Source organism: Microlunatus sagamiharensis (assembly GCF_900105785.1).
Taxonomy (GTDB): Bacteria; Actinomycetota; Actinomycetes; order Propionibacteriales; family Propionibacteriaceae; genus Microlunatus; species Microlunatus sagamiharensis.
This window is the reverse complement of record NZ_LT629799.1, coordinates 2,523,141-2,535,379: the sequence shown is the minus strand read 5'-3', so window position 1 is coordinate 2,535,379 and position 12,239 is coordinate 2,523,141. Positions and strand designations below refer to the sequence as shown.

Annotated in this window: 16 protein-coding genes; 15 read left to right on the top strand and 1 reads right to left on the bottom strand. The window is 71.4% G+C overall.

The features are described from left to right. Positions 1–22: 22 nt before the first annotated feature. From BLU42_RS11565 to BLU42_RS11505, 13 genes are all read left to right on the top strand, one after another. Positions 23–1,096 carry an ATP-dependent DNA ligase gene (locus BLU42_RS11565; RefSeq protein ID WP_091074560.1) on the top strand — a complete coding sequence of 358 codons (1,074 nt, stop codon included), beginning with the start codon at positions 23–25 and terminating at the stop codon, positions 1,094–1,096. A gap of 233 nt (positions 1,097–1,329) precedes the next feature. Then, positions 1,330–2,076, top strand: coding sequence for a helix-turn-helix transcriptional regulator (locus BLU42_RS11560; RefSeq protein ID WP_091074559.1), 747 nt, complete (start codon positions 1,330–1,332; stop codon positions 2,074–2,076). Next, the gene (gene sufB, locus BLU42_RS11555; protein WP_231918106.1) at positions 2,073–3,545 is read left to right on the top strand and encodes a Fe-S cluster assembly protein SufB; all 1,473 of its coding nucleotides are present in this window, start codon (positions 2,073–2,075) and stop codon (positions 3,543–3,545) included. The genes BLU42_RS11560 and sufB overlap by 4 nt, the downstream gene beginning before the upstream one ends. Before the next feature lie 51 nt (positions 3,546–3,596). After that, positions 3,597–4,817 (top strand): Fe-S cluster assembly protein SufD, encoded by a 1,221-nt coding sequence (gene sufD, locus BLU42_RS11550; RefSeq protein ID WP_331715235.1) that lies wholly within the window; start codon positions 3,597–3,599, stop codon positions 4,815–4,817. Then, the gene (locus tag BLU42_RS11545; protein ID WP_091074558.1) at positions 4,817–5,149 is read left to right on the top strand and encodes a non-heme iron oxygenase ferredoxin subunit; all 333 of its coding nucleotides are present in this window, start codon (positions 4,817–4,819) and stop codon (positions 5,147–5,149) included. The genes sufD and BLU42_RS11545 overlap by 1 nt, the downstream gene beginning before the upstream one ends. 28 nt (positions 5,150–5,177) lie before the next feature. Next, positions 5,178–5,954 carry a Fe-S cluster assembly ATPase SufC gene (gene sufC / locus BLU42_RS11540; protein WP_091080227.1) on the top strand — a complete coding sequence of 259 codons (777 nt, stop codon included), beginning with the start codon at positions 5,178–5,180 and terminating at the stop codon, positions 5,952–5,954. Positions 5,955–6,061: 107 nt separating this feature from the next. Then, a complete protein-coding gene (locus BLU42_RS11535; protein WP_091080224.1) occupies positions 6,062–7,327 on the top strand; it encodes a SufS family cysteine desulfurase in 1,266 nt (421 codons plus the stop codon). 16 nt (positions 7,328–7,343) lie between these two features. Next, on the top strand, positions 7,344–7,796 hold the full coding sequence (gene sufU, locus BLU42_RS11530) for a Fe-S cluster assembly sulfur transfer protein SufU (RefSeq protein WP_091080220.1): 453 nt from the start codon (positions 7,344–7,346) through the stop codon (positions 7,794–7,796). A 41-nt stretch (positions 7,797–7,837) separates the two neighbouring features. Further along, the gene (locus BLU42_RS11525; protein WP_091080216.1) at positions 7,838–8,230 is read left to right on the top strand and encodes a metal-sulfur cluster assembly factor; all 393 of its coding nucleotides are present in this window, start codon (positions 7,838–7,840) and stop codon (positions 8,228–8,230) included. 27 nt (positions 8,231–8,257) lie between these two features. Next, positions 8,258–8,737, top strand: a complete 480-nt coding sequence (locus tag BLU42_RS11520) for a GNAT family N-acetyltransferase (RefSeq protein ID WP_157719948.1) — start codon at positions 8,258–8,260, stop codon at positions 8,735–8,737. A 22-nt stretch (positions 8,738–8,759) separates the two neighbouring features. Beyond that, entirely contained in the window at positions 8,760–8,963 is a 204-nt protein-coding gene (locus BLU42_RS11515) for a hypothetical protein (RefSeq protein WP_091074556.1), read from the top strand. Further along, positions 8,888–9,337, top strand: coding sequence for a type II toxin-antitoxin system PemK/MazF family toxin (locus BLU42_RS11510; RefSeq protein WP_331715233.1), 450 nt, complete (start codon positions 8,888–8,890; stop codon positions 9,335–9,337). The genes BLU42_RS11515 and BLU42_RS11510 overlap by 76 nt, the downstream gene beginning before the upstream one ends. An 11-nt stretch (positions 9,338–9,348) precedes the next feature. Beyond that, positions 9,349–10,266, top strand: coding sequence for a DMT family transporter (locus BLU42_RS11505; RefSeq protein ID WP_091074554.1), 918 nt, complete (start codon positions 9,349–9,351; stop codon positions 10,264–10,266). 67 nt (positions 10,267–10,333) lie between these two features. On the opposite strand, the gene BLU42_RS11500 is transcribed toward BLU42_RS11505, so the two are convergent. Next, positions 10,334–10,798, bottom strand: coding sequence for a MarR family winged helix-turn-helix transcriptional regulator (locus tag BLU42_RS11500; protein WP_172825786.1), 465 nt, complete (start codon positions 10,796–10,798; stop codon positions 10,334–10,336). A gap of 160 nt (positions 10,799–10,958) precedes the next feature. Here BLU42_RS11500 and BLU42_RS11495 point away from each other — a divergent pair, with 160 nt between their 5' ends. Then, a complete protein-coding gene (locus BLU42_RS11495) occupies positions 10,959–11,477 on the top strand; it encodes a pyridoxamine 5'-phosphate oxidase family protein (protein ID WP_091074552.1) in 519 nt (172 codons plus the stop codon). Between the two features lie 80 nt (positions 11,478–11,557). Next, the gene (locus BLU42_RS11490) at positions 11,558–12,235 is read left to right on the top strand and encodes an NAD(P)-dependent oxidoreductase (RefSeq protein WP_157719947.1); all 678 of its coding nucleotides are present in this window, start codon (positions 11,558–11,560) and stop codon (positions 12,233–12,235) included. The last annotated feature ends 4 nt before the right edge of the window (positions 12,236–12,239 follow it).

Sequence of the window (12,239 nt, the reverse complement as noted above, 5' to 3'; positions counted from 1 at the left end):
TGCCGACGGGCAGGATGGCCCGATGGACCTGCCCGTGATGCCGCCGGTCGCGCCGATGCTGGCCAAGTCGGTCAAGGAGATCCCCACCGGGGACCTCACCTACGAGCCCAAGTGGGACGGCTTCCGGTCGGTGATCTTCCGCGACGGGGACGAGGTCGAGATCGGCAGCCGCAACGGCAAGCCGATGACGCGCTACTTCCCCGAGGTCGTCGAGGCCGTCCTGGCGAGCTTTCCCGAGCGGGCGGTGATCGACGGCGAGATCGTCGTCGTCGACCCGGCGAGCGGTGAGCGGCTGGAGTTCGAGGTCCTGCAGCAGCGCATCCACCCGGCGGTCAGCCGCGTGACGAAGCTGTCGCAGGAGACGCCGGCCAGCTTCGTCGCCTTCGACCTGCTGGCGTGGGGTGACGAGGACTGGTCCGCTCGCCCGTACGCCGATCGCCGCGCTGCGCTTGAGCGGGCCCTCGCCGACGCGCAGCCGCCCGTGCACCTGACGCCGGTCACCACGGACCCCGCGGTCGCGCAGGAGTGGTTCACCCAGTTCGAGGGCGCCGGGCTCGACGGCGTCGTCGCCAAGCCGAACGCGCTGCGCTACTCCCCGGACAAGCGGGTGATGTTCAAGATCAAGCACGCGCGCACGGCCGACTGCGTGGTCGCCGGCTACCGGGTGCACAAGAGCGGTCCGGACAGCATCGGCTCGCTGCTGCTCGGCCTCTACGACGACGAGGGCCAGCTGGCCAACGTCGGCGTCATCGGCGCCTTCCCGGCCGCGCGGCGCAAGGAGCTCTTCACCGAGCTGCAGCCGCTGGTCACGACGTTCGACGAGCACCCCTGGGCCTGGGCCAAGCAGGAGGAGGGGACGCGGACGCCACGCAACAGCGAGTACAGCCGCTGGAACAACGGCAAGGACCTCTCCTTCACCCCGCTGCGCCCCGACCTCGTCGTCGAGGTCCGCTACGAGCACATGGAGGGCCCGCGGTTCCGCCACACCGCGCAGTTCAACCGCTGGCGCCCCGACCGCGACCCGCGCTCGTGCACGTACGCCCAGCTCGAGGAGGTCGTCCGCTTCGACCTCGCCGACGTCCTCGGCCTGTCCTGAGGGCCACGCCTCGATCAGCCTCGATCAGTGGTCGCGCTCAGAAGCCGACCCGAGACCGGAGCCGGCCGGCGTCGCCCCGTGGGGATCGAGGACCCGCGACGCGTCTCGGGTCGGGGAACGAGCGGACGTCGAGCAGGACGCGTCGGGCGGCTCCGCCTTAGGTTCGCCTTGCTTGATCACCGATCGAATAAGAGCACACTGGCCTTGTGAAAACCGCGGAGGAGACGGGTCAGGTGACCGGCGAGCAGCCGGTCGGCGACCCGAACGCCTCGACGCGGCAGCGCGTCGCCCGCTCGGTCCTCGAGCACGGCCCCTCCACCGCCGCGGAGCTCTCCGAGCGCCTGGGGCTGACCGCCGCCGGGGTGCGCCGCCACCTCGACGGGCTGGTCGAGCAGGGCCTCCTGACCTCCCGGGAGCAGCGGGTCTACGGCTCGCGCGGCCGGGGCCGGCCCGCCCGCGTCTTCGTCCTCACCGACGCCGGGCGCGACAGCTTCGGCGCCGGCTACGACGACCTCGCGGTCCAGGCGCTGGAGTTCCTGGCCCGGACGGCAGGGCCGGAGGCGGTCGACGCCTTCGCCTCGGCGCGGTTCGCCTCGCTCGAGGACCACGTCCGGCGCGAGCTCGACGGCGCCCCGGGCTCGGAGAGCCCGACCCAGACGCTGGCGCGGACGCTGTCGGCCGAGGGCTACGCGGCGTCGGTCCGGCCGGCGGCCGCGGGCGAGCAGCTGTGCCAGCACCACTGCCCGGTCGTGCACGTCGCCGAACGCTTCCCGCAGCTCTGCGAGGCCGAGACGGAGGCTTTCAGCCGCCAGCTCGGCGTGCACGTCCAGCGCCTGGCGACGATCGCCCACGGCGACGGCGTCTGCACGACCCACGTCCCGCGAATCCCACCGACATCACACCCGCCAGGCGGAACATCGCCCCGCACCACCGACTTGAACCCTAGGTACGCCCCCGATCACGAGGAGCACACGAGATGACCGACATCCTTGACGAGACCGCCACCACCACCGCGCCCGCCGCGGCTGCCCCGGGCACCGGGCAGAGCCAGGACGAGCACCTCGACGCCCTCGGTCGCTACCGCTTCGGGTGGTCCGACTCCGACGCCGCCGGCTCCATCGCGCAGCGCGGCCTGAGCACCGCCGTGGTGGAGAACATCTCCGCCCTCAAGAGCGAGCCGCAGTGGATGCTCGACCTGCGCCTCAAGGGCCTCAAGCTCTTCGACCGCAAGCCGATGCCGGCCTGGGGCGCGGAGCTCGAGGACATCGACTTCGACAACATCAAGTACTTCGTGCGCTCGACGGAGAAGCAGGCGGCCACCTGGGACGACCTGCCCGCCGACATCAAGAGCACGTACGACAAGCTCGGCATCCCGGAGGCCGAGAAGGCCCGCCTCGTGTCCGGCGTCGCCGCCCAGTACGAGTCCGAGGTGGTCTACCACAAGATCAACGAGGAGCTCGAGAAGCAGGGCGTGATCTTCCTCGACACCGACACGGCGCTCAAGGAGCACCCGGAGCTCTTCGCCGAGTACTTCGCCACGGTCATCCCGGTCGGCGACAACAAGTTCTCCGCGCTCAACTCCGCGGTGTGGTCGGGCGGCTCGTTCATCTACGTCCCCAAGGGCGTGCACGTCGAGATCCCGCTGCAGGCCTACTTCCGGATCAACACCGAGAACATGGGCCAGTTCGAGCGCACGCTGATCATCGTCGACGAGGGCGCGTACGTGCACTACGTCGAGGGCTGCACCGCCCCGATCTACTCCTCCGACTCGCTGCACAGCGCCGTCGTGGAGATCGTGGTCAAGAAGGGCGCGCGCTGCCGCTACACGACCATCCAGAACTGGTCGAACAACGTCTACAACCTCGTCACCAAGCGCGCCACCTGCGAGGAGGGCGCGACGATGGAGTGGATCGACGGCAACATCGGCTCCAAGGTCACCATGAAGTACCCGGCCGTCTACCTCATGGGCGAGCACGCCCGGGGCGAGACGCTGTCCATCGCCTTCGCCGGCGAGGGCCAGCACCAGGACGCGGGCTCCAAGATGGTGCACTGCGCGCCGCACACCTCGAGCTCGATCATCTCCAAGTCGGTGGCCCGCGGCGGCGGCCGCACGTCCTACCGCGGCCTCGTTCAGGTGCAGGACGGCGCGCACCACTCGGCGTCGATCGTCAAGTGCGACGCCCTGCTGGTCGACAACATCAGCCGCTCCGACACCTACCCCTACGTCGACGTCCGCGAGGACGACGTGTCGATGGCGCACGAGGCCACGGTCTCGAAGGTCAGCGACGACCAGCTCTTCTACCTGATGAGCCGGGGCATGGGCGAGGACGAGGCGATGGCCATGATCGTGCGCGGCTTCGTCGAGCCCATCGCCCGTGAGCTGCCGATGGAGTACGCCCTCGAGCTCAACCGCCTCATCGAGCTGCAGATGGAGGGCGCGGTCGGCTGACGCCGGCCCGTCCCTGCCGCCCCTGCCGATCAACGCGTAAGGAAGCAACTCTTGTCCGTCCAGATCGACGCGCCCATCGAGGTCGTGCCGGCTGAGGCCCCGAACGACTCCGTCGCCGCCGTCTCGGCGGCGGTGGAGACGGTCGCGTCCCACCTCCACCCGGTCGCCTCGTACGACCTCGCCGACCACCCGTTGCCCACCGGGCGCGAGGAGGTCTGGCGCTTCACCCCGCTCAAGCGCCTGCGGGGGCTGCTCCAGGGCGGCGACGCCCAGGGCGAGGTCGAGGTGGCCGTGGACGCGCCGCAGGGCGTGACCGTCAGCCGGATCGGTGCCGAGGAGGCGCGCGCGCTCGGCGGGCCGGCTCCCGTCGACCGGGTCGCCGCGCTCGCGGCGGCCCACGCCGGCCACGTGACGTTCGTGGACGTGGCCGCGGAGGCGCAGCTGGACGCGCCCGTCGTCATCACGGTGACCGGCACGGGTGCGGAGCGCGCCTACGGCAACCTCGTCGTCCGGGTCGGCGCCTTCGCGAAGGCGATCGTCGTGCTCGAGCACCGGGGGAGCGCGGTCTACGCCGGCAACACCACGCTGCTCGTCGGCGACGGCGCGCAGGTCGAGTTCGCGGGCCTGCAGCTGTGGGAGGACGACGCGGTGCACGGCGGCCAGACCTCGATCGTCGTCGGGCGCGACGCCGAGGTCCGGACGATCTCCGCCTCGCTCGGCGGCGACCTCGTCCGCCTGGTCGAGACGGCCGAGTTCTCCGGCCCCGGCGGTGCGGTCGAGCAGCTCGGCCTCTACTTCGTCGACGCCGACCAGCACATCGAGCACCGGCTCTTCGTCGACCACAACGCGCCCAAGACGCGCAGCAACGTCGACTACCGCGGCGCCCTGCAGGGCGAGGGCGCGCACTCGGTCTGGATCGGCGACGTGCTGATCCGCAAGGTCGCCGAGGGCATCGAGACCTACGAGTCCAACAAGAACCTGGTCCTGACCGACGGCTGCCGCGCCGACTCCGTGCCCAACCTCGAGATCGAGACCGGCGACATCGCCGGTGCCGGGCACGCGTCGACCACCGGCCGCTTCGACGACGAGCAGCTCTTCTACCTGCGCAGCCGCGGCATCGACGAGGCCGAGGCCCGTCGCCTGGTGGTTCACGGCTTCTTCGCCGACATCATCCGCCGCATCGGCGTCGCCGGGGTCGAGGAGCGCCTGCTCGAGGCCGTCGAGGCCGAGCTCCGGGTGAACGTCGGCCTGCCGACCTCGAGCGCCGTCTGATGGCGCTCGTCCGCGCCTGCGCGCTGCGCGAGCTGGCCGCCGAGTCGGCGCTGAGCGTCGAGGTCGGCCGCGACGACGTGGCGGTCGTCCGCAGCGGTGACCGCATCTACGCGATCGCCGACGAGTGCAGCCACGCCGCCATCCCGCTCTCGGAGGGCGACGTCGGCGACGGCGAGATCGAGTGCTACCTGCACGGCTCGCGCTTCGACCTCACCACCGGGCAGCCGCTCGGGCTGCCGGCCACCGAGCCGGTGGCCGTGTACCGGGTCGAGGTGGAGGGGGACGACGTCTACGTCGACCTCGACGCCCGTCCCGACGCCCCCACGAACTGACTCACCGCACGCTCTAGGAGACATGACCATGCCCACGCTCGAGATCCGCGACCTGCACGTCTCGGTCAACACCGAGTCCGGCCCCAAGGAGATCCTCAAGGGGGTCGACCTCACCATCGCCAGCGGCGAGGTGCACGCGATCATGGGGCCGAACGGCTCCGGCAAGTCCACGCTGGCCTACTCCATCGCCGGCCACCCGAAGTACCAGATCACCTCGGGCACCGTGACGATGGACGGCGAGGACCTGCTCGCCATGACGGTGGACGAGCGCGCCCGCGCCGGGCTGTTCCTCGCCATGCAGTACCCCGTCGAGGTGCCCGGCGTCAGCGTCGCGAACTTCCTGCGCACCGCCAAGACCGCGATCGACGGCGAGGCCCCCAAGCTGCGCACGTGGGTCAAGGACGTCAACGGCGCCATGGACCGGGTCCAGATGGACCGCGAGTTCGCCAACCGCAGCGTCAACGAGGGCTTCTCCGGCGGTGAGAAGAAGCGCCACGAGGTCGTGCAGCTGGAGCTGCTCAACCCGCAGTTCGCGATCCTCGACGAGACCGACTCGGGCCTCGACATCGACGCGCTGCGCATCGTCTCCGAGGGCGTCAACCGCTTCTCCGCGCAGGGCGACCGCGGCGTGCTGCTGATCACGCACTACACGCGGATCCTGCGCTACATCAAGCCCGACTTCGTGCACGTGTTCGTCAACGGCCGGGTCGCCGAGCAGGGCGGCCAGGAGCTGGCCGAGCGGCTCGAGGCCGAGGGCTACGACAAGTACGTGCGCGCCGCCAACGCGGCCACCGCCGGCGTCTGAACCGTCCGTCTCCTGAGGAGGTCCTCGTGACCACGCACGCGGAGTACCCGGCGGTCGTCGAGCCGGAGGAGCTGGAGGGCGCCCAGGCGCTCCAAGCCGAGGAGCCGATCCCGTTCGACGTCGAGGCGATCCGGGCCGACTTCCCGATCCTGGAGCGCACGACGCCGGACGGCCGACCGCTGGTCTACCTCGACAGCGCGAACACCTCGCAGAAGCCGCGCTGCGTCGTCGAGGCGATCGAGGACCACTACCTCAGCCACAACGCCAACGTCGCGCGGGCCATGCACCTGCTCGGCGCCGAGGCGACCGAGGCGTTCGAGTCTTCGCGGGCGGTGATCGCCGACTTCGTCGGGGCCGCCTCCAGCGAGGAGATCATCTTCACCAAAAACGCCTCGGAGGCGCTCAACCTCTGCGCGCACTCGCTCGGCGCCTCGCTGCGTCCCGGCGACGAGATCGTGGTCTCGGTGATGGAGCACCACTCCAACATCGTCCCGTGGCAGCTGCTCGCCGAGCGGACTGGCGCCACGCTGCGCTGGTTCGACGTGACCGAGGAGGGCCGGCTCGACGTCGAGGGCGGGCTCGCGTCCGGGCTGATCAACGAGCGCACCAAGATCGTCTCGATCACCTACGTCTCGAACGTCCTGGGCACCGTCAACCCGGTCACGCAGGTCGCCGCTGCGGCCCACGCCCACGGGGCGACCGTCGTCCTCGACGCGTCGCAGGCCGTGCCGCAGATGGCCGTCGACGTGCAGGCGCTGGGTGCCGACCTGGTGGCCTTCACCGGCCACAAGATGGTCGGTCCGACCGGCATCGGCGTGCTCTGGGGCCGCTACGACCTGCTCGCCTCGCTGCCGCCCTTCCTGGGCGGGGGCGAGATGATCGAGACCGTCCGGATGACGGGCTCGACCTTCGCGCCGCCGCCGCACCGCTTCGAGGCCGGGACGCCGCCGATCGCGCAGGCCGTCGGCCTCGCCGCCGCGGCGCGCTACCTCAGCGAGCTGGGCATGGACCAGGTCGCCGCGCACGAGCACCTGATCACGGCGTACGCGCTCGAGGGCATGGCGAGCGTGCCGGGCCTGAAGATCCTGGGCCCGTCCACCGCGGTCGACCGGGGCGGGGCGATCTCCTTCACCCTGGTCAACCACGACGGCGAGCAGATCCACCCGCACGACGTCAGCCAGCTGCTCGACTCCCGCGGCATAGCCGTGCGCGGCGGGCACCACTGCGCGCGACCGCTGCACGAGCGCTTCGGGGTGCAGTCCTCGACGCGCGCGTCGAGCTACCTCTACACGAAGACGTCGGAAATCGATGCGCTGGTCGACGCGTTGACCTACGTGGTCGGCTTCTTCAGCCGTCCTCCGCGCGGTCGCTGACCAGGAGAGAGTGATCATGAACGTCGAGGACCTGTACCAGGAGATCATCCTGGACCACTACCGGGCCAAGCACCACAGCGGTCTGCGCGACGCGTACGAGGCCGAGGTGCACCACGTCAACCCCAGCTGCGGCGACGAGGTGACGCTCCGCCTGCACGTCGAGGACGGGGCCGTCGCCGACGTGTCGTACGAGGGCGTCGGCTGCTCCATCTCGCAGGCGTCGACGTCGGTGATGACCGACCTGGTGATCGGCAAGAGCGTCGACGAGGGGCTGTCGCTGCACCAGGAGTTCCTGACCCTCATGCAGGGCCGGGGCCAGGTCGAGCCCGACGAGGAGCGCCTCGAGGACGGCATCGCCTTCGCCGGCGTCGCGAAGTTCCCCGCACGCGTCAAGTGCGCGCTGCTCGGCTGGTCCGCGTTCAAGGACGCGGCCGTCCGGGTCAGCGCCGATCAGAAGAAAGAGGTCTGAGCATGACCGCAGAGACGAGCGAGACCCAGCAGAGCGCCGCCATGCGGCCTTCCGAGCTGGTGCAGGACGACCTGCCCGACGTGTCGAGCGCCAGCGCCTCCAACGGTGACTACGGCCCCGCGGCGCGGGCCACCGTGGCCGACATCGAGGAGGCGCTCAAGGACGTCGTCGACCCCGAGCTCGGGATCAACGTCGTCGACCTGGGCCTGATCTACGGGCTCAACCTCGACGACGACGGTTCGCTGACCATCGACATGACGCTCACCTCGGCGGCCTGCCCGCTGACCGACGTCATCGAGGACCAGACCGACACCGCCCTCGAGGGCCTCGTCAACCGGTTCGCGATCAACTGGGTCTGGATGCCGCCGTGGGGCATGGAGAAGATCACCGACGACGGACGCGAGCAGCTGCGCGCCCTCGGCTTCAACGTCTGATCCCTCCACCTTGCCGACCCGGCCGTGGTGACCCTGCGACCGCAGCGGCCGGCCGACCTGGCCCTGCTGGTCGGGGCTGACACCCCTTTCGACGACTTCGGCCCGCTGGCGCCGAGCCCGTACCCGGCGCCGTCGCGGCTCGACGACGCCGGTGCGTACGCCGTCGTCGACGAGCAGGGCGAGCTGGCCGGCGAGGTCAGCTGGCACTGGCGCGGCTGGGGCCCCAACGCCGGCTCCCGCTGCCCGATGATCGGCATCTGGGTCCGCCCGGAGCACCGTGGTCGCGGCGTCGGCGCTGCCGCGCAACGCCGGGTGGCTGAGCTGTTCTTCACCCACACCACGGCCAACCGCGTCGAGGCCCACACCGACGTCGACAACGTCGCCGAGCAGCGCGCGCTCGAGCGCGCCGGCTTCACCCGTGAGGGCGTGACCCGCGGTGCGCAGTGGCGTGACGGCTGCTACCGCGACGGCGTCCTGTACGCCGTCCTGCGCGCCGACCTGCGTTGAACATCTGTTGTACGGTCGGGACATGGCGGGCACGACGATCGGCTTCCGCCCGACAGCAGAGGACGAGCGCATCCTGCGGGAGGCAGCCAGACCTGGGGAGAGCACGACGGACACGCTCCGGCGCGCGCTGAGGTTGCTCGACCACGACCGGTGGCTGGAGCAGTTCCGCTCGGACGCCGAAGCGCTCATCGGCGAGGACCTCAGCTCCGAGCCCGACGCCTGGTGATCCGGGGAGCGGTCTACGCGGTCGACCTCGGCCGCCCGCGCGGGCACGAGCAGGGAGGCCGGCGTCTGGGACTTCTTGTCTCGCCGTCGGACTCCCCGTCGTCCGTCGTGACCGTGGTGCCGACCTCGACCTCCACGTCTGCCGGCCCGTCGATCCACCGACCCGAGCTCGAGGTGGCGGGACGCACGATGCGGTTCCTGGTCGACCAGGTCCGCTCGATCGATGTCGCGTACGTCCACGGTGACCCCGTCGACTTCCTGAACCGGGACGAGCTCGCTGAGGTCGAGCTCGCCCTGGCTCACTACCTCGGGGTGCAGGCGTCGATCGCGCGCCCGTCCTCCCGACCCGGCACGCCCGCAACCCGGGAGTCATAGAGTCGACCGCGATGCTCGCGGTCGTGCTCGCTCTCGGTGCCGCCGCCGTCTTCGGTACTGCCACCGCGCTGCAGCACCGGGCGGCGAGCGGGGTGACCCACGCCGAGGTGGCGTCGGGCCGCCTGCTCGCCCGGCTGCTGCGCCGCCGCAGCTGGCTGCTCGGCATCGCGCTGAGCGGCGTCGCCTTCGCGCTGCACGTGGCCGCCCTCCACGAGGGGCCGCTGAGGGTCGTCCAGCCGATCGTGGTGACGACCACCGTCTTCGCCGTCTTCGTCCGCGCCGGCCTGGACCGCTCCCGTCCGGACCTGGCCGAGATCGCCTGGGCCGTCGTGACTTGCGCCGGCCTGACCCTCTTCGTGACCTCGGCCTCGGTGCCCGTGCCGCACCACCCGCCCGGTCCGCGGGAGGCGGCCCTGTTCGTCGTGGTGGCCGCGCTGCTCGCGACCTCGGCGTTCCTGCTCTCGCGCTCGACCGAGGTCCGGGCCCGGCGCGGCTTCCTGCTCGGCGTGGCCGCCGGGATCCTGTACGGCCTGACCGCAGGCCTGATCAAGCTCTCGACCTCGTTCCCGGAGCCCGGGCTCGGGGCTGTCCTCGGCCACTGGCCCGTGTGGCTCGTCGTGCCCGCCGGACTCACGGCGTTCACGCTCAGCCAGCGGGCGTACCAGGCGACGCGGCTCTCGGTCAGCGTGCCGGTCCTCAACATGATGGACGTGCTCGTCGCCGTGACCTTCGGCGCGATCGTCTTCGGCGACCGGCTCTTCACCACACCGGGTCGCCTGCTGGCCGAGGTGGCGGGCGTGACGATGATGGCCGTCGGCGTCTGGCGCCTCGTCCGCGAGGACGAGCGGCTCCACGCGGAGCAGCACCGGGAGGCGGTGCTCGAGGCGGGCCCGACGGCCCGGCTCGCGCCGGACCGGGACGGTTCGTGAGCCACGGGTGCGACGGGCTCCCGGGGTCTGACGAGGTCGCGTCCGTCGAGGCGCTGGAGCCCGTCGCCTACTCGTAGAAGCCGTCGAGCGGCGTCCCGCGGGTGCTGCTGATGATCTTGAGGAGGAGCCGGTTGAGCTCGGCGCTCTCGTCGGCGTCGAGGCCGGCGTCGGCGAGGTCGTTGGTGGACAGGGCCACGTCCCAGACCGCGTGCAGGGCCTGGCGGCCCTCGTCGGTGAGCTGCACGGGGTTGCGGCGTCCGCGCGCCCGGCCTCCTGCGCGTCGGAGGAGTCCCTTCGACTCCAACGTGTCGAGCAGGGAGGCGATGCTCTGCGGGCGTACGAGCACGGACCGGGCGAGGTCGGCCTGCGTCATCGAGGGCTCGATGGCGAGGCAGGCCAGGACGCCGAAGTGGACCGGGTTCAGCCCCGACTCGGCCAGCCGCTCGGCGAAGCGCTGCCCGAGGAAACGGGAGACCCGGACGACGCTCCAGGTGAGGATCTGGTCGAGTTCGGCCGCGGTGAGGTCTTGCACGGGACGTTCCGCGTCCACGGCCGGCGCGACTCCGGTCGCGGGTGCCGCTGTCGCCGGTGTCGCTCGCGTGCGGTCGGTCATGCTCCCAGCATCTCCTTGTCCACCAGGGGTAGTGTCCGGATAACTAGCAGAAAACTGCTACTCACACGGAGGTCGCCTCATGACCAGCATCGAGCAGGATCGCGACGAGCAGGGCGAAGCCGGGCGCGAGCGGATCGTGGAGATCGTCGAGGACGCGCAGGTCGCGATGCTGACGACGTCCACCGAGGACGGCCGGCAGGTGAGTCGCCCGATGGCCGTGCAGGAGGCCGAGTTCGACGGCGACCTGTGGTTCTTCGCCTCCGACGACTCCGCGAAGGTCGCGCAGATCAGCGCCGCGCCGGAGGTCAACGTGGCCTTTGCCGACACCAGGCGCAACGCGTGGACCTCGATCACCGGTCGCGCCGAGGTCGTCCACGACCGGACCCGGGCCGAGGACCTCTGGACCCCGGTGCTCAAGGCCTGGTTCCCCGACGGGCTCGACACACCCGGCCTGACCCTGATCAAGGTCCACGCCGACACGGCCGAGTACTGGGACGGGCCGAGCAGCACCGTCGGCATCGCGCTCGGGACGCTCAGGGCCGCGGTGACCAAGGAGCCGGAGCGCGACCCGATCGACAACGGCACGGTCCGGCTGTGACGACGGGCCTCACCCCGGCCGCCCGAGACGACCGGCGCGAAGGGCCCGCGAGATCGGATCCCCGGCCCCACCGTCTGCTCGTGCTGGGCGCGAACGGCCCGACCGGGAGGCGGGTGGTGCGCCTCGCCCTCGAGCGCGGGCACGCGGTCACGGCCTCCACGCGTCAGCCCGGGGCGTTCCCGCTCCAGCACGCCCGGCTCCGCGTCGCGGGCGGCGACGCCACCGATCCCGGCGTCGCGCGCGACGCCCTCGAGGACTGCGACGCCGTGATCTCGGTCATCGGCTCCGCGTACACGCGCCGACCGGTCACGGTCTACTCCCGAGCGGCGTCAGCGGTGGTCGGGGCCATGCGCGAGAGCGGCTGCCGCCGGCTCCTGGCCGTCACGTCGTCGGGCGTCACCCCGCTGGCGCAGCGCGACGACCTCTCGGTGCCCGGGCGGGCCTTCCACCGGCTCGCGAGGAGGACCTTCGGGCGGACCGTGTACGACGACATGGAGCGCATGGAGGCCGTCGTGTCCGACAGCCCAGTGGACTGGACGATCGTGCGCCCACCGGGGCTCACCGACGAGCCGGGCACGGGGTACGCCATCGCCGAGGACGTCGTCGAGGGCCCCTACTGCTCGCGCGACGACCTGGCGGCCGTGCTGCTCGACCAGCTCGACGACGACCGCTATCGACGCCGCGTCGCCGCGGTCAGCACGCCCGGGCTGCACGTGGGCGCCCTCACGACCTTCCGTCGCGAGATGCTCAAACGCTGACCCG

Coding starts and splice junctions, on each gene's coding strand:
- BLU42_RS11565 (WP_091074560.1), top strand. CDS start 23: ATGGACCTGCCCGTGATGCCGCCGGTCGCGCCGATGCTGGCCAAGTCG.
- sufB (WP_231918106.1), top strand. CDS start 2,073: ATGACCGACATCCTTGACGAGACCGCCACCACCACCGCGCCCGCCGCG.
- BLU42_RS11545 (WP_091074558.1), top strand. CDS start 4,817: ATGGCGCTCGTCCGCGCCTGCGCGCTGCGCGAGCTGGCCGCCGAGTCG.
- sufC (WP_091080227.1), top strand. CDS start 5,178: ATGCCCACGCTCGAGATCCGCGACCTGCACGTCTCGGTCAACACCGAG.
- sufU (WP_091080220.1), top strand. CDS start 7,344: ATGAACGTCGAGGACCTGTACCAGGAGATCATCCTGGACCACTACCGG.
- BLU42_RS11525 (WP_091080216.1), top strand. CDS start 7,838: ATGCGGCCTTCCGAGCTGGTGCAGGACGACCTGCCCGACGTGTCGAGC.
- BLU42_RS11515 (WP_091074556.1), top strand. CDS start 8,760: ATGGCGGGCACGACGATCGGCTTCCGCCCGACAGCAGAGGACGAGCGC.
- BLU42_RS11505 (WP_091074554.1), top strand. CDS start 9,349: ATGCTCGCGGTCGTGCTCGCTCTCGGTGCCGCCGCCGTCTTCGGTACT.
- BLU42_RS11495 (WP_091074552.1), top strand. CDS start 10,959: ATGACCAGCATCGAGCAGGATCGCGACGAGCAGGGCGAAGCCGGGCGC.